The sequence below is a fragment of the Janthinobacterium sp. GW460-12-1-14-LB5 genome (genome assembly GCF_059423585.1).
Window position 1 is genome coordinate 1 of sequence record NZ_JBWKYD010000034.1, and the last position, 18,726, is coordinate 18,726.

At 59.5% G+C, this 18,726-nt stretch carries 14 protein-coding genes; 5 read left to right on the forward strand and 9 right to left on the reverse strand.

The annotated features are described in order from the left end of the window. The 8 genes from AC07X6_RS25910 to vioA form a co-directional block, all read right to left on the reverse strand. Positions 1-652 (reverse strand): hypothetical protein (locus AC07X6_RS25910; RefSeq protein WP_494792853.1); only part of this gene is annotated, 652 nt, incomplete at its 3' end. 59 nt (positions 653-711) lie between these two features. Further along, on the reverse strand, positions 712-2,034 hold the full coding sequence (locus AC07X6_RS25915) for a dockerin type I domain-containing protein (RefSeq protein ID WP_494792854.1): 1,323 nt from the start codon (positions 2,032-2,034) through the stop codon (positions 712-714). Between the two features lie 302 nt (positions 2,035-2,336). Then, positions 2,337-3,500 (reverse strand): MFS transporter, encoded by a 1,164-nt coding sequence (locus AC07X6_RS25920; protein WP_494792855.1) that lies wholly within the window; start codon positions 3,498-3,500, stop codon positions 2,337-2,339. A gap of 63 nt (positions 3,501-3,563) precedes the next feature. Further along, complete coding sequence (vioE, locus tag AC07X6_RS25925) at positions 3,564-4,145, reverse strand: violacein biosynthesis enzyme VioE (RefSeq protein ID WP_494792856.1); 582 nt, start codon at positions 4,143-4,145, stop codon at positions 3,564-3,566. Positions 4,146-4,155: 10 nt separating this feature from the next. Beyond that, the gene (gene vioD / locus AC07X6_RS25930; protein ID WP_494792857.1) at positions 4,156-5,274 is read right to left on the reverse strand and encodes a flavin-dependent violacein biosynthesis monooxygenase VioD; all 1,119 of its coding nucleotides are present in this window, start codon (positions 5,272-5,274) and stop codon (positions 4,156-4,158) included. Next, positions 5,274-6,563, reverse strand: a complete 1,290-nt coding sequence (gene vioC / locus AC07X6_RS25935) for an NADP-dependent violacein biosynthesis oxygenase VioC (protein WP_494792858.1) — start codon at positions 6,561-6,563, stop codon at positions 5,274-5,276. Before vioC ends, vioD begins: the two co-directional genes overlap by 1 nt. 1 nt (position 6,564) lies before the next feature. Continuing rightward, the gene (gene vioB, locus AC07X6_RS25940) at positions 6,565-9,579 is read right to left on the reverse strand and encodes an iminophenyl-pyruvate dimer synthase VioB (protein WP_494792859.1); all 3,015 of its coding nucleotides are present in this window, start codon (positions 9,577-9,579) and stop codon (positions 6,565-6,567) included. Next, positions 9,576-10,880, reverse strand: a complete 1,305-nt coding sequence (gene vioA / locus AC07X6_RS25945) for a flavin-dependent violacein biosynthesis tryptophan-2 monooxygenase VioA (protein WP_494792860.1) — start codon at positions 10,878-10,880, stop codon at positions 9,576-9,578. Before vioA ends, vioB begins: the two co-directional genes overlap by 4 nt. A 462-nt stretch (positions 10,881-11,342) precedes the next feature. On the opposite strand from vioA, the gene AC07X6_RS25950 reads away from it, so the two are divergent. The 4 genes from AC07X6_RS25950 to AC07X6_RS25965 all read left to right on the forward strand — a co-directional run bounded on the left by AC07X6_RS25950 (position 11,343) and on the right by AC07X6_RS25965 (position 15,700). Then, positions 11,343-12,284: a type VI secretion system Vgr family protein gene (locus tag AC07X6_RS25950; protein WP_494792861.1), complete on the forward strand. Its 942-nt coding sequence runs from the start codon at positions 11,343-11,345 to the stop codon at positions 12,282-12,284. A gap of 120 nt (positions 12,285-12,404) precedes the next feature. After that, positions 12,405-13,478, forward strand: coding sequence for a hypothetical protein (locus tag AC07X6_RS25955; RefSeq protein ID WP_494792862.1), 1,074 nt, complete (start codon positions 12,405-12,407; stop codon positions 13,476-13,478). A gap of 95 nt (positions 13,479-13,573) precedes the next feature. Then, the gene (locus tag AC07X6_RS25960; protein ID WP_494792863.1) at positions 13,574-14,554 is read left to right on the forward strand and encodes a PoNe immunity protein domain-containing protein; all 981 of its coding nucleotides are present in this window, start codon (positions 13,574-13,576) and stop codon (positions 14,552-14,554) included. Positions 14,555-14,698: 144 nt separating this feature from the next. Next, on the forward strand, positions 14,699-15,700 hold the full coding sequence (locus tag AC07X6_RS25965) for a PoNe immunity protein domain-containing protein (protein ID WP_494792864.1): 1,002 nt from the start codon (positions 14,699-14,701) through the stop codon (positions 15,698-15,700). Between the two features lie 188 nt (positions 15,701-15,888). Here AC07X6_RS25965 and AC07X6_RS25970 read toward each other — a convergent pair whose 3' ends face one another. After that, positions 15,889-16,197 carry a hypothetical protein gene (locus AC07X6_RS25970; RefSeq protein WP_494792865.1) on the reverse strand — a complete coding sequence of 103 codons (309 nt, stop codon included), beginning with the start codon at positions 16,195-16,197 and terminating at the stop codon, positions 15,889-15,891. A gap of 207 nt (positions 16,198-16,404) precedes the next feature. On the opposite strand from AC07X6_RS25970, the gene AC07X6_RS25975 reads away from it, so the two are divergent. Next, complete coding sequence (locus tag AC07X6_RS25975) at positions 16,405-18,636, forward strand: NADP-dependent isocitrate dehydrogenase (protein ID WP_494792866.1); 2,232 nt, start codon at positions 16,405-16,407, stop codon at positions 18,634-18,636. The last annotated feature ends 90 nt before the right edge of the window (positions 18,637-18,726 follow it).

The following is an 18,726-nucleotide window of genomic DNA, read 5'->3' on the forward strand; positions in this document are numbered from 1 at the left end:
CATAGCGCTTGAGCAGCGCGCACCATGCCAGCGCCAGCAGCGGCACCAGGCAACAGAAGGCCAGCGCCGCCAAGCCCAGGCCGATGAGCGCTATCGTTGCGGGCTCGTCCACCTGCAGTATCAGCACGGGAATCTGGTCCAGCGCGACGGCAATCCGGTTGCCGGCCGCATCGCCCAGCAGGATGTCGTCGGCGAACAGGATAGTATTGGCCGGTACCGGCCCGCTGGGCATCAACACCTGGAAAGCCAGCGTGGCGAGCCGGAAGCCATCGCCTTGCAGCTGGCCCAGCGTCAGTGCGTCGAGCAGCGACACCTCGTCCAGACGCAGCAGGCCGGGCGTGGCGTGGTCGGCGAACGCCAGCGCCTGGGCGCCGCCGGCCGTCTGGCCCAGCGCCGTGCCCCAGCCCGATGGCGCGCCGGGCAGATAGAACAGCAGGTCGGGGTCGTAGTACAGGTCCAAATGGAAAGCGCCCAGTTCCGTGCTCAGTCCACCGGATTGCAGGCCGGCGATGTGCAGGTCCACCAGCACCGTGCCGCCCGGCGCGATCTGATAGCCGCCGCGCGGCACCAGGGACATTTGCAGGGCCTGCGCCAGTGGCGCCCAGCTCAGGCACGCCAGCCAGAACATGGTTGCAATGCATAGCTTTTTCATGATGAGTCTCCCGTGAATCGCGTAAGCCGGTCGCCTGCGGCCGGCGTGAGAGTGCTTGCCTAGTTGCACAAGGGGTGGCTGCATCTGGCCACCAGCTTGCGCACGTCGAGCGCCGTGATCCGGCCGTCACGGTCGAGGTCGCGCGGGTCGTTCGGGTCCGACGCCAGGGTGTTCAGGCCCAGCAGAAGGATGTTCACGTCGACGCGGTCGACCGCGCCATCGTTGTTGAAGTCGCCAGGCGCGGAGCTGACGCTGGTGTAGGTGATGCTCAGCTCCGAATAATCGACCATGGTGTCGTCCGCCAGCAGCACGTCCACGCGCTTGTCGCTGACCAGCATGGGCAAGAGATTGACCACCTGGTCAGGTTGTCCGGTCACGATAGGGGAGGCAACATTGCGCAGCGGCGTCTTCGCCAGGTTCCAGATCAGGTCGTAGGTAGCGCCCGCTTGCGGCGGAAAGCCCAGCAGGTCATGCAGGGCAATCACTCTGGTGGACAGCCCCTCGTCGGTGATCATGCTCTGGTTAAACAGGAGGACGTCGTTGTCGACGATGCCGCCCGTCATCCTGATGTGCAATTTGACGGTGGCCGAGGTGATGTTGGTGGCGCCTTCCGGCACGCTGACGTCATGCGTCAGTCCCACCGACTGGTTTGTTGAGGGCTGGTCCAGGTCGATGGGGGGCGTCGGCAAGAGTCCGTCTTGCAGGTCGAGCAGGTGTTGCGACTTGGGCGTCGTGTCGGCCTCGTCGCCGGCATGGAAGTCATCCTTGTCGCCGGTCAGGCTGATCTGCGCCGGCGCCCGCGGCACCAGCGCGTCTTTCGGGTGAGAGAAATTGTAACTGTCGAAAAACACCCAGCGATATGTTCCGTTATCGGTCGCGCGGATGTCGATCTGGTTGTTGCCGAGCCGTAATGCCGGGGTCATGTCGACCGCGACGGCCGCTGGCTGTCCGTTGGGCATCATATTGTCAGCCAGGCGGTAGGTGGCGAACGTGACGCCGTTGACGATCAGGGTCATTTCGTCGTCCGCCGCCATCAGCGCGACGATTTGCGGCTTCTGGCCATTTTCCGGCTCCAGGCGGAACTGGTGCCGGAAATACGCTGAGCTTGGCGGGCTGGTGGATTCGGGGGCGCCAGGTCCGGGCCAGTACCACATCAGGTCGGCATGTATCCCGAGATTATTCAGGAAGGGATGCGGCATCGTGACCGGATTGGGATAGGGTCCGTAGGCGGGGATCCAGCCGTCGACGCCATTCGGGCTGGCCAGCCAGCCGCGGTTGGCGCCGCTCAAGAGCTCGGTGCGGGGCCCGGCGGCGTCAGCGCTCTGCGCCGCAATCAGCAAGCTGGCGGCGGCCAGCGCGATTGTTCGTACGAAGATATTCATGATGTCCTCTTTTGAAGTGCTGCGAGTGAGGGGGGAAACGGCCCCGCAGGCAGGTTACGTCTGCAGCACGTGCCAGAGCAAGAACAGGGCCATCACGCGCAAGTTCTTGATTCATATCGAAGATGATTGTGGGAAAGCGGTTGCTACAGTGACGCCTGTCAAATCCTTCGACAGACCAGCTAAGTACTGATCCGCTGCGGGTATGTTTGAGGACATCAGCTATTGAATGGTTTGAAATGCACTGAAAAATCAAGCGGATGACAGTCGCGGGCGGTTGGCAATGCCAAGCGCGCCGCCAGCCGCTAATGCGACAGCACCGAATCGCGCGACCTGTGCCCGAGGTAAGGCAGCAAGCTGATGAATCCAAGCACTGCCAGCGCGACGCCGACCCACAGCGGGGAGCGCAGGCCGTAGCCGGCGGCAATGCCGAGGCCGCCGAGCCATGAGCCGGCGCCCAGGCCGATGTTGATGACGGAGGTATGGACGGTGTTGACCAGCGGCCCGGGATGGGCGGTCTTCATCACGCGGGCGATGATGGCGGGATTCATCGACATGCCCACCAGGCCGGTGACGACCAGCAAGACGACGCTGATGGTCTTGTCGTGCGCAAAGATGGCGAATAGCGCCAGGCTGATGCTCAGGATAACCATGCCCCAGGCCATGATGGGGGTGGTGTAGCGGTCCGCATAACGGCCGACGACGCCATTGCCCACCACGTTGGCGACGCCGTAGACGCCCAGCAGCCAGGGTATCGAGGACGCTGGAAAGCCCGTCACCTCGGTCAGGATGGCTGCGAAATAGCTGAACGCCGCGAAAATCGCACCGATGATGAGGCCGCTGCTGGCATACGCTGCCCACAGGTGGCGGTTGCGGAACTCCCCCAGTTCCTTGCCGAGGCTGACGACTTCGGACGGCTTGGCGCGCGGCACCAGCACGGTGATGAGCAGCAGGCACAAGAGCGCCAGCAGCACCACCAGCCAGAAGCTGGCGCGCCATCCCAGGTGCTGGTCGATGAGCGTGGCGACCGGCACGCCCACCACGGAAGCGAGCATGAGGCCGCCGATCACGACGGCGGCGGCGCGTCCGCGCGCGTCGGGAGCGACGATGTCTGCGCAGATCGCCAGGGACAGGCCAAAGCAGGTGGCGGCCGCCACGCCCGTGACCACCCGCGCGATGGCCAGGATGTCATAGCTGGTGGCTGACGCGGCGACGGATTGGGCAACGATGTAAAAGCCCAGCAGCCACAGCAGTCCCTGCTTGTTCGGCACGCGCAGCTTGAGCAGGGCGATGGTGCTCAGCGGCCCGCCGATGACCATGCCCATGGCGTAGAGCGAGATCAGGTAGCCGATCCGCGTGACCGGCTCGTCCATGGCCAGGGCCAGCGACGGCATCATGCCCGCCACCATGAATTCGGAGGTGGTTAACGAAAAGATCGTCAACCCCAGAATGTAAACAACCAGCGGCATAGCAATATCCTTCAAGAGTAATGACTAAGACACGGGCCAGGTCTGGCGCGCGTCTTGGCCTGGTCAGGTGTTGCAAGACGTAAAGACACTGTCCGGAATGTCGCCGACAAACAGGTTGGGGAAGTCGCGTACCGACAGGTGCTGCGCGTCGTTGCCCGTGACCATGCGCAGCAGGCGGTTGCCGCCGGCCTCCAGGTAAAAGACCGAGGGCGGCTTGCCCGCCCGCTCGACTACCCAGGCGTCCGCCTCCCGGCCCAGCACGCTGTGGCGGCCGTCGTGACGGGCACTGCCGTCCTGCAGCACCGCTTGCGGCAGGAACAGGGCATGGAACGGCGTCACCTCGTCGGCCAGTGCCGTGCCCTGCAGCTGTTCGCCAGTGGCCTGCGCCTGCCTCGCGTAGGCCACTTTCTGCTTGCGGCTTTGTTCGCGCCTGGCATCGCCGATTTCCGACATCCACAGCAGGTGTCCATGTTCCTTTTCCGGCCAGGGATTGAACAGGCCATCGATGCGGCAGATGTTGCGGGCATAATCGAACCAGCAATAGCCGGACGTGACCTGGTCGTCCTCCTGCATCGGTGTCCAGTAGGAAATATAGGCGCTGCTCCATTGCAGCGGCAGCAGCGGCGGGGCGAGGGGTGTCGGCATGGTATCTCCCTTAGCGGCCCAGCGCGTAGCCGAGGCTGGCCATCAGCGCTTCCTGCAGCGACGGCAAGTCCTTGCGGCGCGCGTCGAAGCTGGCGGTCAGCTCTTCATTGCTCAGTCCGATACGCTCGCCCACGCTTTCAAACCACAGGCGGCTGCTATTGGCGTGGTCCTTGAACAATTGCACCAGGGGCACGGCGCGGGCATTGAAGCTGTCCAGGGCAGCCGCCGCGCCGGCTTCGGTATCGAGGGTTTTGACCAGCAGCAAGGCCGCCACCACCGCCATGGTGGTCCCATGGCCGATGGAAAAATGCCCCGATTGCAGCGCATCGCCGAGCAGCACGAACTTGCCGTCGCAGGCCCGGTCGTGGCTGAGGGTCATGAAGTTGCGCCAGCCCTGGCCCGGTTGGCTCTGCAACCCGTGCTCGCCGAGTTCGGCCTTGAATGTGTTGGCGATAGTCGCGGCGGCATCGCGTTCGGACAGCGCTTCCAGCCCCGCCTTGGCGTACGTCTCTTCGCTGCATTCGACGATAAAGGTGCTCATCGTGTCCGAGTATTTGTAGGCGTGGCCGATGAAAATGCCGTGTTCATTGCTGCGGAACACCAGATTCATCTGGTCGAACAGCTGGGTGGTGCCGTACCAGATGTATTTGTTGCGGCCGAAATCGATGTGCGGCGCCAGCGCGGGCGGCAAGTCCAGCGATTTGTAGTTGACGCCGTTCGACACCACCACCAGGTCGTACTCCGCAGCCAGTTGCGCCGAGTCCGCCGGCGGCGTTTCATAGCGGATGTCGATGCCGGCCGCCACGCACTTGGCGCGCAAGGCCTGCACCAGGGCCTGGCGTCCCACGCCGCACAGGGTCACGCCGGTGCTCATCAGCTTGGGCTGGTCGTGATGCACGAGCTTGAATTCTTCCAGGAACTGCGGATTGAGCCGTTCCGGCTGCTCCAGGTAAGAGAGCGGATTGGCCGGATGGCGCGGCGGCCGTCCCGGCAGCACCACGCCCCAGCCCAGCACTTCTTCCGGGGTGTTTTTTTCCGTAATGCGGATATCCCAGCCGGGCTGGGCCTGTTTCATCTGACTGGCGAAGAGCAGGCCTGCGGGTCCTGCGCCGATGACGAGAATGTTCATTAATTTACCCTTCCAAGTTTGTACCACACGTTTTGTTTCTTCTGGATTTGCTGCAATTCATCGTAGGGAACCGATGTGAAGTACAGTTTCTCCGCCATGTCGGGCGGATAAACACGGGGGAATTTCTTGTGCATGTAGCGCGTGTAGCGCGTCTGCAGGAAGAAAATCAGATTCGGATTGCTCAGCGCTTCATAGTTGGGGGACGCCATGTCCTGCATGGCGTCCGCCTGCACCTTGCGCTGCTGCGTGAACTCGGACAGGGCGGGGCCCAGGGCATTGCCGTGCTTTTCCAGCAGGGAAACGAAGACGTGGACGTCTTCCAGCGCCATGTTCATGCCTTGTCCGAGGAAGGGGGCGGTGGCATGCGCCGCATCGCCGATCAGCAGGATATTGGCCTTGTAATGGAAGGTGCTGGAGCGGACATTGATGAGGTCGTTGCTGGGCAGCGCCATGAACTGCTCCAGCATCTCCTGGCGGCGCTCCGGCGGCAGGGTGCCGAAGTAGCGGCTGAAGAAGTCGGCCATGGCTTCGCGGTTCAGTGTGCCCAGGCTGGGCGTGCCGGTGTAGGGCAGGCACAGGGCGAAGCTGATGCTGCCGTCCGGAATGGTAGCCGCGCGGCCGGCAAACAGTCCCTTGGAATCCATGCCGAAGAAGTACAGCAAATCCTTCCTGAAACCGAGATCTGCCGCGTGGGGCAACACCAGCGTCTTGTAGCCGTGGCGGAAATAACTCTGCCTGAACTCGAAACGGCGCACGCCACTTTGCATGGCGCGCCGCACGGCCGAGTGGGCGCCGTCGGCGCCAATGACCAGGTCGCCATACAACTGCTGCACGGCGCCGTCCGGGCCCTGGATCAGCACGATCTTTCTTTCCAGGTCGACATCCAGGCATTTATGCTCAAAGTAATACTTCACCTCGTGCTTGACGGCATGCCGGTTCAGCAGGCGCTGGAAGGCCGTGCGGTCCAGTGACAGGGGAAACAGGCCTTCGAGCGGGGTCAGTTCGCGTATCCGGTGCCGGCCGCCCACGCTGAATGCCATGCCGACGATGGGTTCGCCGCACTGGTCGAGTTCCTGTTTGCTGATGCCGGCACCGAGGACGGCCTTGATGCCGCGCACCGTCATGCTCACGCCAATGGCGCGCGAGTTGACCGGATCGGTGTTTGCGGCATTTTTCAGCAACGGATCGCCGCGCTTTTCGATGACGTGGACATCGTGTCCCCGTTGCGCCAGATAAATGGCGCTGAGGCTACCTGCAAGGCCTCCGCCGACGATAATGATTTTATGCATTTCAGGCCTCTCTTGACATCTTTCCCCGAGATAAATCGGTAAGTTGCTGATTAAAAAACTCCAACATTTCGATCGGTGCCATGCCGATGACGTCGCTCTCAAGGCCGCGTGCGTACTGCGCCAGCGCCAGGCATTTCTGCGCCAGCATGTCGCAGCCCTGGCTGTAGTCGCTGCTGACCCGGCTGCTGACGGACTCGGGCACGGGCGGTCCCGCATGGCGGCCGGGCACGCCCGATGGCATGTTCATCAGGGCGGCCGACAGGGGGCGCAGCAGGCCGGTCATGATGTCGATGGACGCATTCATCAGGCGCGAGCGGCGCAGGCTGCCCAGCGGCTGCTGCGCGAAATGGTGCGCCATCAGCAGGAAGGTCAGTTCGTAGCAGCCCTGATACAGCCGCATCAGCGCGCGCGCCTGCTGGTCGGTCACCACCGTGCAGTCCGCGCGCGCTTCGAGCACGGGATTCTTCAGCGCCGGCACGGCCGGCTCGAACGGCTTGCCGCAGGCGGAAAACCTGCCAGCGACGGCACGCAGGCGCTGGAAGTGCGAAGAGGCGAAATGCGGCGAATCGACGGCCACGCCTTCGCCCTGTTCCGTGACGAAGTCGATGGCGAACAGCGCGCTGTCGCGGTCGGATACTTCCAGCTGGTAGCCGGGATAGGCGCGGTTGGTCAGTTCTTTGAGGAACAGGTGGTGCTCGCCGCCGCGCTTGCCGCCGCTGCTCTCGAACAGGCCGGGCAGCTCGGCCAGGGCCTGGCGGATCGCGGTATAGAAGGTGGCAATCGATTTGCCCGGCGTGGGAATATAGTCGGGCCATTCGAAACGCACGAAGCGGGCCAGCACGTGTTCGGAAAATGGCTCAAATGCAAATTCCGTGTCCAGACCGAAACGCTGGCGCGCCTGCTGGCCCAGCAGCGGGGTGCCGCCATAATACGGTTCGCCCAGCGCCATCAGCACATTGTTGACTAGTAAGTAGTGAATCATTTCTTCATGGGCGATTTCCAGCAACATGCCGCGCGTACCGCTGTTGCGGCGCCGGTCTTCACCGCCGCAGGCCAGTTCCAACTCGGCCGGCAGCCAGCGGCCGGCCCGCACCAGCGCCGCCCCCTGCGCGTAATTGGGAATCGAATACGCGGCATACAGGTATTGCAGCATCAGCGACAATTCCAGGTCGATGGCCTTCTTCAGTTCCTCGATCAGCTCCGCCTTGCCGCCGATGACGGGCGTCGGCGCCGGTTGCGGCAGCGCGGCCCTGGCCTTTGCCTCGACCTGCGTCAGGTATTTCAGGAACAGGCGCGACTTTGGCAGCGACAGTTCGCGGGTGCTGGGCATGTAGTAGCTCTTGTCGCGGTTCTGCGGATCGCACATCTGCCACATCAGGCGCGAATACGTTTCGCACTTGCACTGGTCCGCCAGGCTGAAGACCTTGTCCGACATGAAGGGATACACGAGTTCGTAGTAGCTCATCACATGCCGGTAGAGGAAGGCGTAGTCGACCTGTTCGTCCGGTACGTCATCGAGATCCCAGTCGTCGGGCAGCACGCGCACGCCGAGGTATTGTTTGTCGTTGCCAGTGCCCAGCACGATCCTGGTCGCGCCCGGCTGGCGCCCCGTCAGGGTCAGCGCCGTGTAGCCGTGCCCGAGCGGCGAGGGCTGCCGCTGCACATCCAGCAGCGCGCCGTCCTCAGCCTGCGCCGGCAGGTCTGCGGGTGCCGCCAGCTCGCCGCGGAAGCGGCTTTGTACGGTGATGCTCAGCGGAAAATGCTCGTGCTTGTTTCTGTTCGGCGCTTCCAGGTACAGCTGGTTGCTGTCCGATTGCAGCACCCAGTCGGCTTCTTCCCACTGCGCCTGCGCGCTGCCCAGGCTGAGCGAACCCGAGGCGGGGGGCTGTTGCAGCGGTACGTCGAAGACGCCGTGGTGGCGCCAGTGATCGCGGTACAGCTGCTCGGGAATGCGGGCCAGCAAGGTGCCGTCACCGTCCTGCAGCAGCAGGTCGCCCAGCGCCTGCTTGCCGCCCAGGGCATGCGTGGGATGCTGTTCGGAAACAGCATCCGTGCCGCGCGTGGTGAACGGAATGGCGGTCGGCATGTTGAACGCGACGCGGTCCGCATGTACTTTTACCAGCACCGGCCCGAGGCTGCCCTGGCGCGGCTGCAGCAGGCGGCCGGCCGGATAGGTGGCCAGCTCGTCGCGCCGCCACAGGCCGATGCTGCCGGCCAGGTCGTAGAACACGGGCGAGTCGGGCTTCTGCGGCGTCGACATGTTGAACAGGCAATACTGCACCGTCAGGCCCAGCACCTCGTCGTCGGCCAGTGCTTGCTGCAAGGCATGCATGCTGGCCGGCAGCGCGAGGTCCGCGTTGAACAGGAAATGCGGGTCTTGCTTGGACACGGAAAACTGAAACAGCCTGGAGCGGCCGAATTCCTCGTCCAGGAAATGCCCGCTGCGCTCGGTGATATGGCCGCTGCCGAGCCAGCGCACCGAATGCGCCTGCGCGATGTCGGCGGTAAACAGTGTGGGCGTGTTGGGCGTGGCCAGCTTGTCGCTCAAGGTGAACTGGCCGGCGTAGATCAGCGTCGAGTCCGGCTGGGCAGGGTTGTTGTCGACCCACCTGGCGCGGTTGAACGTGGTGCGCAGGTACGCGTTGTAGTGGCCCCACAGGGCCAGCTTGGCGCCCACCAGCGCATCCTGCGTATCGACCTCGCCGTTGCGCAGCTGGACGCCCGTGATCCGCGCGTTTTCCCACGAGAAATGATTGTTGCCGCAAAAATTGTAGCCTGCCGCCTGGCTGAAGATGCCGTCCGGATCCGGCTTGCCCTTTGCGTTGAAGCGGGGGGCAAGCTGTTTCAGGTGCGCATGGAATTCGGCCGGCGGCCGGCTCAGGTCGACAATTTCGCCCGCCATCGATACCGTATTCGTGGCGATATCGATGTTGCCGTGCGTATTGCGATTCCCGGTCGGCACATTGGTGCGGGCAAAACCCCGAAAATGCAGGCGGGGGAAGTCAAGTAGGCTCATGCGCGCTCGGTCGAGGAAGTGATGAAGGTATCGTTGGCGGCGGCCTCCTCCCGTTGCTCCAGCCGTTGCAGCAACAGGCCGCAGGCTTGCTTGGCGCTGATCAGGCTGCCTTCCATCCAGCCGCAATGCGCGGTATAGGCATCCGAGCAGGAAATGATGCCGTCGCGGTGCAGCAGGACGGCCGGGTGCTCGGCTTCCGGCTCCACGCAAAACTCGACGCCATGCGGCCAGAACTTGTGGAAGTGCGCCTTGATCTGCGGCAGCGGCTGGCCATCGAGCGGCAGAACTTCTTCCAGGTGGCTGCGGACACGTTCCAGGTACACGTCTTCACCAAGTTCCAGGCTGTCCCGCCAGTAGGTGGCGCTTTTGCTGTCGGTATAGAACAGCACATACTTGTCGCCCTTGAAGTAGACCTTGCGCAGGGGATTGGCCGCCATCAGCACCTTGTCGGTCAGCCCCAGCGCATCCCACCAGGCCGTGTCGAAGGTGAAAAAACCCTTGAACAGGGGCAGCGAATCGTACTGGAACGGACTCCAGGCGTGCGGGAAGTCCAGGTTCAGGCGCGGCATGGCGGACGGCGGGATGGCCATCACCAGATGGCGTGTGCGGTGCATCTGCGTGTCGCCGTGGTGGCTGAAGGCGAGCACATGGTCGGCGCCGGATTTTTCTACGGACAGCAAACGGTGTTCGAGCCGGAATTCCACCCCGGCGGCCTGGGCCTGGTGCTGCAACTGGCACAGCAGCGCGTGGTAGCCGTCGGTGGCATAGCGCCACTGGTTGCCGGCGTTTTCCGTAACGTGCTGCGTTTCCGGGTGCTTCCTGATGATGTCGTAGGCCATGGCCGCCGACACCATCGGCAGCAGCAAGGCGTCATAGCCGGTCGCCTTGATGATGTGGGTGGCCTTGGCGGCGCCCAGGTAGTGGCTGACGAACTCGAGGAAGGAGTCGTTCGGATGCTCTTTCAGCATCGGGCTCAGGCCATCGAGCGTTGCCTTCAGTTCTTCCAGCACGCTATCGTGGGAGATGACCTCGGTGAACGGGTAGACCGCATGCGGCAAGCCGCTGCCCTGCATGAGTTGCTGGAAATGCGGATGCAGCTGCGGCGAGTAGCGGGCGGCGCCGAGTTCGGCGATTTCCTCGCCATTGATTTTCCGCGACTGGATGCGGCCGCCCACCGTGGCGTTCAGGTCGAATACCCGGATGCGCAGCTTCTTTTTGGCGGCGGCGTCGATCAGGCGGTTGGCGCAAGTTAAGCCGCCTATGCCGGTGCCGACGATGCAAATGTCAGAATACGTGCTCATACGAAGTTCCTTTTTAACGTTCATTAATCAAAAAGCTGCAAAATCGCTAGCAAAAGTTTCCCCGGCACGTGCAGGCGAGGGAGGAGGAACGCTGGGTGTTACCGCACTTGGCGAGCGTTTTCGGCTGGGGAATGAAGAGCCTGGCGAGAACTGGCGTTGTGTCTGGAATGGTCGATTCTTGGCAGCAGAGTTTCTGTTTCAAATCAAAGATGGCACCGACAGTAGCCCAGGCCGCGGGCGGTCAATTTGATAAATATCAATGTAGTTGTCGTCCGCCAGTCGGGCGTTGATAAAGCGGCAATGTGGCTAAGTCGCATGTGGATCAATAGCCGATGTTCTTGACACGACGCAAGCGCGGTTCCGAATCGTAACTATATAGGCAACATTTCTGTGATTTAATACAGCCTTGGACTTTTTCGCCACCAGCTGTGATCGACACGCTTCCCAGGAGCATCTCCCCCTATGTCAGCCCTGCTCAACAGCTTCACTCAAGCTACCCGCTTGCTGACGTTCAGCACGCCGATCGGCCGCGACAAGCTTCTTGCCGAATGCTTTCGCGGCGAGGAAGGACTGAGCGAGTGCTATGCATTCAAGGTCACGGCGCTCTCGACCGACGCGGGAATGACTCTCAAATCCTTGCATGGACAGCCGGTTCTGCTTGAACTGCTCACGGCCACGAGTCGCGATGACAAACGCCCGTTCCATGGCCATATCACTTCGGCTGAACGGGCCGGTGCCGACGGCGGTTTCGCGCGCTACGTTTTCACAATTGGCCCCTGGTACGCGTTCCTGGCTCATGGCCGCGACAGCCGAGTATTCCAGGACAAGACCGCATTCGACATTCTCGACGCGATCTTCGGTGCTTGGAAGAACGCGGGGCCCTTGGTGCCGGCGTGGCGCTACGACATACTTGACAGAGACGTGTATCCGATCAGATCGCTGACTTGCCAGTATCAGGAAAGTAATATGGCGTTCGTCGAACGCCTGATGCGGGAAGAGGGCTTGTTTTACTATTTCGAGCACACCGGCAATGCTGAAAGCGCCACCCTTGGCTCCCACACAATGGTCATCGCCGACCATAATGGCAGTTTCAAACCGAACGCTCAGGCCACGATCAATTTCACGCAGCCTGGCGCGGTAATGAAAGAGGACAGCATCGACCGCTGGCGCACCAGCGTGTGTTTGCAAACGAACGCCATCGAGTTGTCGAGTTGGGACTACCGCACGACCGGATCGCGACCGGTGAGTTCGGTCAGTGCCAATGGTGACGGCGGGAATCCGCTGGTCAGCCGCGACACGCCCGGCGCATATGCCTACGCGTCGAAAGAGCAGGGCCAGCGCATCGCCAACAACCAGATGCAGGCGCTGGACGCGCTGCGTGAATCGAACGTAGCGACATCATGATCCCCGGACCCGGGGGCGATGACGTTCAATGCCAGCATGAAGCCAAATTCGACCTGGTCCTGGCACTGGTGGGCTGGATACCGGGCGCGGGCGGCGGCGTCAAGAAAATTGAGCACCTGCATGAGCACGGTGCGCTCCCAGTTGCCGGCCATGGTGATGCTTGTCACGCTCAAGCTGACTCACTGGAAGACCAAGCAACGCAACAATGCGGCGCAAGCCGCCGGTCCGCAAGGCAAGGTCAATCCAGCGGAAAAAAAGCCGGAAAAGAAGGATCCCAAAGTCGCTGAAACCGGCCACAACGCCCCTACGCTTACCGCATCGAACAATACGGTCAATGCCTCGATCGGTACCAGCGTCGCCGAAGGTGTCAGCAAGAGCCAGACCGGCATTGTAGGTGAGCATATTACCGATTATTTTCTGTATGAAAAATACGGTTGGGGCAAGGACTGGAGCCGGCACGACATGGGCATGCAAGGCGAGTGGAAGGAAAAGCCCAGCAAGACCTTTCCTGGCAAACTCAACGAAGCGACCCGGCTCAATCCATTGTTCGCCCTGAAAGCGCATGGCACAGGCATTGATGGCGTGTGGAAAGTGCAAATCGGGGACCCGCACAATGGCGGCAAGCCGTATGCGATTGTGGAGTCGAAGGCGTCGAAGGTGGGAAAGGCACCGAAGAATGCCGCCAGTAAGCCGGGCGTAAAGGGCAAGCTGTTGGACAATGCCCGGCGGATCAAGGACGCGGCGCTGCCAAAGTCAGAGGAACTGTTGGAGCCGGATACGAGCGAGGGCAGTGATTCCGCTGGGGCGGGGAAACCAGGCGGCAAACCGGGCGGAAAGCCAGGTTGGAAAGAAGGCAAGGGGAATGGGAAGCCTTCGGGTGGCGGTAAGCAAGCGCAGCCGAAGCAGGATGCGCCGGTTGGTGTAGCGTCAATTACATCGAAGAGTGATGCGGAGCAACCTCTTGTGCAGATGAGTCAGGAGTGGATTTCAAAGAATATCCGCATTGCAGTTAAGGATGAGGCAATTGCTTTAGACATAATTAGTAAGCGAACGAAAGTCTACTCTCGCCATTTATTCTATACGCCATTTTATCTACCTTCAGCCGCAGCGCATGAGAAGGCACTGCTGGAGGATGAACGAGAGAAACACGAGAAACATGCCGATCAACGCATCGTCACGACGAACAAGAAGTGAGAGCGGCTGTTAATCATAAGCATACTAAACTTGGTTTGGCACTTGAGCCATAGAACAATTCCGCATCTAGCACCGATCATAATCAGGTAAATATTATGCAATTTCATGAAAAACGTAGGCAGCAATTCTTAAATGAAACGGCTTTTGAAAAAACGACGACTTTTTTTATCACTACTGCGCACGCGGAATTGTCACGCGAACTAGGCGATCCAAGTAATGATGCACTGGGCCGCAGTCTTGTGTCAGCAGCAATCGCCGACTATACGTTTACAAATTATTTATTGAGCTACACCGCAGGCGAATCATTGCATGTGTTGCGTGAGAATTTTACCGAAACTATAAAGGTTCATGAGCAATCAACTAAATATGTTAGGGAATATCAACATGACTCAGCGTTTCCGCCGTTGCGCTTTGCCGAAATAGACGATTACGAGCGCGCAATGCAACTCATTGGCCTTTGCTATCTTCTACATCGCCGTGACTTATTGCCACGACTGGCGGCGATGCTTGACGGCGCATTTGCCGGCAAAGACACGCTCTATGAGGATTTGTTTGCCTATGAACTCAAGGATCGTTACGAAGTCGACGAGTGGTACCACGACGCGCCGTATCGCGACATCATCAATAGCTTTTATCGTGACACGCCAGAGGAAAGCATTCAGGACATCGAGGCCTATCTGAAGGTTTGGTATAAGTCCATGAAAAAGGCGCCTTGGCACGACAGTCATTTGAGCATGAGCGCAGAAGGTTGCGGTCCTTATTTTGGCTATTGGGCCATCGAAGCTGCAGCAGCAGTATATCTTTTGGAACTGGACGACCGCAGTTTCCGTGACCACATTGTGTATCCCAAAGACCTGGTGGACTACGCCAGAAAGCTCGATAAACAAGCTGGACCTATGTCCACAGCGCCAGAAAAACTGCGTGTTGAAGGCGGCAGCCCATGTCCCCAGGCTGGGTACTGGTTCACCCCTGCTATACCCGGCAGTCTTCGTCATTTCGAACAAGGCGAGATCATGCCGGTATCCGCCGATACACAGTATGGCGCGACCATCTGGCAATGGGATACTGAGCAATGAATGGACGATCCCCTTGTTGTAAGGAAAAAACCCATCAATAGCCAATAAGGTGATAGCCAAACAGTTATTTTGTATACAGTCATCCGCAGATTCGAAGTATGGCGCCACCATGTGGTAATGGAGTGCAGAATACAATTCCCGCTTATGAAATTCCATGAAAAACGTCGCCAACAATTCCTGAATGAACTGGCCTACAACAATGAAATTAAATATTTCAATGAAAAAGGACTTCCTCGGATTTTGCAAGCTTTATCCGAACCAAGCAACGACGCAAACGACCGAAGCCGTATTTCATCTGTGCTCGCCGATGACACATTTTCAAACTTTTTGTTGAGCTACACGGCTGGCGAGTCGCTGGATATTTTGCGTAATGATCTTGCGAAAGTCGTTGATGCGTTTGAGAGAAATGCCAAATACGAACAGGAATATGCAAACGACCCACTTTTCCCACCCTTACGCTTTGCCGAAATAGACGATTACGAGCGCGCAATGCAACTCATTGGCCTTTGCTATCTTCTACATCGCCGTGACTTATTGCCACGACTGGCAGCGATGCTTGACGGCGCATTTGCCGGCAATGATACGCTCTATGAGGATTTGTTTGGCTATGAACTCAAGGATCGTTACGAAGTCGACGAGTGGTACCACGACGCGCCCTATCGCGACATCATCAATAGTTTTTATCGTGACACGCCAGAGGAAAGCATTCAGGACATCGAGGCCTATCTGAAGGTTTGGTATAAGTCCATGAAAAAGGCGCCTTGGCACGACAGTCATTTGAGCATGAGCGCAGAAGGTTGCGGTCCTTATTTTGGCTATTGGGCCATCGAAGCTGCAGCAGCAGTATATCTTTTGGAACTGGACGACCGCAGTTTCCGTGACCACATTGTGTATCCCAAAGACCTGGTGGACTACGCCAGAAAGCTCGATAAACAAGCTGCACCTTTGTCCACAGCGCCAGAAAAACTGCGTGTTGAAGGCGGCAGCCCATGTCCCCAGGCTGGGTACTGGTTCACCCCTGCCATACCGGATAGCCTTCGTCATTTTGAACAAGGCGAGATCATGCCGGTGTACGCCGATTCGCAGTATGGCGCGACCATCTGGCAATGGAGTAGTGAGCAATTATCTCCCCCAAGCCAGCAGTAAAACGTATCTTTCTTTACTTTGGTCAAGCGATTTGTGCACATGCCTAATAAAAAATTTTTCAGGTGAGTCTTATGCAGTTTCAGAAAAACGCAGACAGCAATTTTTGAACGAACCGTATTGTCGACTGGAGTCGCATGTGGTGGCTATAAAGTTTTATTGTGAAGCGATCGGTGTATTGCGAACGGTTGTCAATCAGCAGCTTGAGCCAGTTTGAGCCACCTGGCAGCCGTGGCATGGGTGATTTTGAAATCATGGCGGCCTGCCGGTCGGCCAGTCCGGGATTCTTGATTTCCTGCCGGATTATCGGGGTGGTTCGGGCTTGGGGGCTTGATCGTGCTGAACGTTTGCCTGGCGCTGACGAATGTGCGCGGCATCGTCAAGAACCGGTGCCCGTGACGTCGCTCGCATATGGATATTGTCAATATTGAATGCTTCTGCATGGCCGCATACATGCCGCGCCACTGTCTTTCGGCCATTTCAATGCGGAAAATGGCCATCCGGGTCCTCCAGCTCCAGATATTTGCTGTCTTATATAAGATTCGTCGCCATCGGATACACAAACAGCGGCTGGACAGTCTAAAATACGTGGTGGGCAAGCACGGCGTCACCGCCGGCACACTAGCCGTCCAAAGCAAGGCTAACCGTCCTGTGTTTGGAATGAAGAAAGTTAACCACCAGGCATCACCGCATACAAGGGAATGAACATGGCAACACAAAAATCCAAAATCATCTACACGCTGACTGACGAGGCGCCGCTGCTCGCGACGTATTCCCTGCTGCCGATTATCAAAAAATTCACCGCGCCGGCCGGCGTGGACGTCGTCTCCAGCGATATTTCGGTGGCGGCACGTGTACTGGCTGAATTTCCCGAATTCCTGACGGACGCGCAAAAAGTCCCGAACACCCTGGCTGAACTGGGCAAATTGACCCAGAATCCAGACACCAACATCATCAAACTGCCGAACATCAGCGCCTCGCAAGGCCAGTTGATCGCTTGCGTGCGCGAATTGCAAGGCCGCGGCTACAAGCTGCCCGACTATCCGGAAGACGCGAAGACGGACGAAGAAAAAGCCCTGAAAGCCCGCTACGGCAAGTGCATCGGCAGCTCGGTCAATCCGGTTCTGCGTGAAGGCAATTCCGACCGCCGCGCACCAAAGGCCGTCAAAGAGTATGCGCGCAAGCACCCGCATTCGATGGGCGAGTGGAGCCAATCGTCGCAAACGCACGTCTCGCACATGCATCATGGCGACTTCTACCACGGCGAAAAGTCGCTGACGCTGGAAAAGGCGCGCGATGTCAAGATGGAACTGGTCACGGCCTCGGGCAAGACCATCGTGCTGAAACCGAAGGTTTCCCTGCAAGCGGGCGAAATCATCGACAGCATGTTCATGAGCAAGAAAGCGCTGCTGGAGTTCTACGAGAAGGAAATCGACGACGCCTTCAAGACGGGCGTGATGTTCTCGCTGCACGTCAAGGCCACCATGATGAAAGTGTCGCACCCGATCGTCTTCGGTCACTGCGTGCGCATTTTCTACAAGGACGCGTTCGCCAAGCACGCGGCGCTGTTCGACAAGCTGGGCGTGAATGTCAACAATGGCATGAGCAACTTGTACGACAAGATCGAGACCCTGCCAGCGTCGCAAAAAGATGAAGTGTTGAAAGATTTGCATGCTTGCCACGCGAATCGCCCGGAACTGGCCATGGTCGACTCGGCCAAGGGCATCACCAACTTCCATTCGCCGAACGACATCATCGTCGACGCGTCGATGCCCGCCATGATCCGTATCGGCGGCAAGATGTGGGGCGCCGATGGCCGTCCGAAGGATGTCAAGGCAGTCATGCCGGAATCGACGTTCGCACGCATCTACCAGGAAATGATCGGTTTCTGCAAATGGCATGGCAACTTTGATCCGAAGACCATGGGCACTGTGCCGAACGTGGGCCTGATGGCGCAGCAAGCGGAAGAATACGGTTCGCACGACAAGACGTTTGAAGTGCCGGAAGGCGGCATCGCCAACATCACCGACCTGGAAACGGGCGAAGTGCTGCTGACGCAAACGGTGGAAGAGGGCGATATCTGGCGCATGTGCCAGGTCAAGGACGCACCGATCCGCGACTGGGTCAAGCTGGCCGTCACGCGCGCGCGCAACTCGGGCATGCCTGCCGTGTTCTGGCTCGATTCCTATCGTCCGCATGAGAACGAAGTCATCAAGAAGGTCCAGGTGTATCTGAAGGATCACGACACGAGCGGCCTGGACATTCAGATCATGTCGCAGACGCGCGCCATGCGCTACACGCTGGAACGTGCCTTCCGCGGCCTGGACACCATCTCCGTGACCGGCAACATCCTGCGCGACTACCTGACCGATTTGTTCCCGATCCTGGAACTGGGCACGTCCGCCAAGATGCTGTCGATCGTGCCGTTGATGGCCGGTGGCGGCATGTACGAAACGGGCGCCGGCGGTTCGGCACCGAAACACGTCAAGCAGCTGGTGGAAGAAAACCATCTGCGCTGGGATTCGCTGGGCGAGTTCCTGGCCCTGGCCGTGTCGCTGGAAGACATGGGCATCAAGACGGGCAATGCGAAGGCTAAAATCCTCGCGAAAACCCTGGACGAAGCCACCGGCAAGCTGCTGGACAACAACAAGTCGCCATCGCCACGCACCGGCGAGCTGGACAACCGCGGCAGCCATTTCTACCTGGCCATGTACTGGGCGCAAGCCCTGGCAGCGCAGAAGGACGACGCGGAACTGGCGGCGCACTTCGCTCCAGTGGCAAAAGCCCTGGCCGACAACGAAGAAAAGATCGTTGCCGAGCTGAAAGCAGTGCAAGGCAAGGAAACGGATATCGGCGGTTACTACCTGCCCGATCCGGCGAAGACGGAAGCCGTCATGCGTCCTAGCGCCAGCCTGAATGCCGTGCTCGACAGCATCTGATGCAATCTTGACAGGCAGTAAGTTCTTTACTGCCTGACACAAAAAAACGCCGCCGGAAGCGATTCCGACGGCGTTTTTCATTTCCCCTCA

What these genes read in the sequence shown, in the direction of transcription:
- AC07X6_RS25915 (WP_494792854.1), bottom strand. Translation starts at nt 2,034, where the DNA reads ATGAATATCTTCGTACGAACAATCGCGCTGGCCGCCGCCAGCTTGCTG.
- AC07X6_RS25920 (WP_494792855.1), bottom strand. Translation starts at nt 3,500, where the DNA reads ATGCCGCTGGTTGTTTACATTCTGGGGTTGACGATCTTTTCGTTAACC.
- vioE (WP_494792856.1), bottom strand. Translation starts at nt 4,145, where the DNA reads ATGCCGACACCCCTCGCCCCGCCGCTGCTGCCGCTGCAATGGAGCAGC.
- vioD (WP_494792857.1), bottom strand. Translation starts at nt 5,274, where the DNA reads ATGAACATTCTCGTCATCGGCGCAGGACCCGCAGGCCTGCTCTTCGCC.
- vioC (WP_494792858.1), bottom strand. Translation starts at nt 6,563, where the DNA reads ATGCATAAAATCATTATCGTCGGCGGAGGCCTTGCAGGTAGCCTCAGC.
- vioB (WP_494792859.1), bottom strand. Translation starts at nt 9,579, where the DNA reads ATGAGCCTACTTGACTTCCCCCGCCTGCATTTTCGGGGTTTTGCCCGC.
- vioA (WP_494792860.1), bottom strand. Translation starts at nt 10,880, where the DNA reads ATGAGCACGTATTCTGACATTTGCATCGTCGGCACCGGCATAGGCGGC.
- AC07X6_RS25950 (WP_494792861.1), top strand. Translation starts at nt 11,343, where the DNA reads ATGTCAGCCCTGCTCAACAGCTTCACTCAAGCTACCCGCTTGCTGACG.
- AC07X6_RS25955 (WP_494792862.1), top strand. Translation starts at nt 12,405, where the DNA reads ATGAGCACGGTGCGCTCCCAGTTGCCGGCCATGGTGATGCTTGTCACG.
- AC07X6_RS25960 (WP_494792863.1), top strand. Translation starts at nt 13,574, where the DNA reads ATGCAATTTCATGAAAAACGTAGGCAGCAATTCTTAAATGAAACGGCT.
- AC07X6_RS25965 (WP_494792864.1), top strand. Translation starts at nt 14,699, where the DNA reads ATGAAATTCCATGAAAAACGTCGCCAACAATTCCTGAATGAACTGGCC.
- AC07X6_RS25970 (WP_494792865.1), bottom strand. Translation starts at nt 16,197, where the DNA reads ATGGCCATTTTCCGCATTGAAATGGCCGAAAGACAGTGGCGCGGCATG.
- AC07X6_RS25975 (WP_494792866.1), top strand. Translation starts at nt 16,405, where the DNA reads ATGGCAACACAAAAATCCAAAATCATCTACACGCTGACTGACGAGGCG.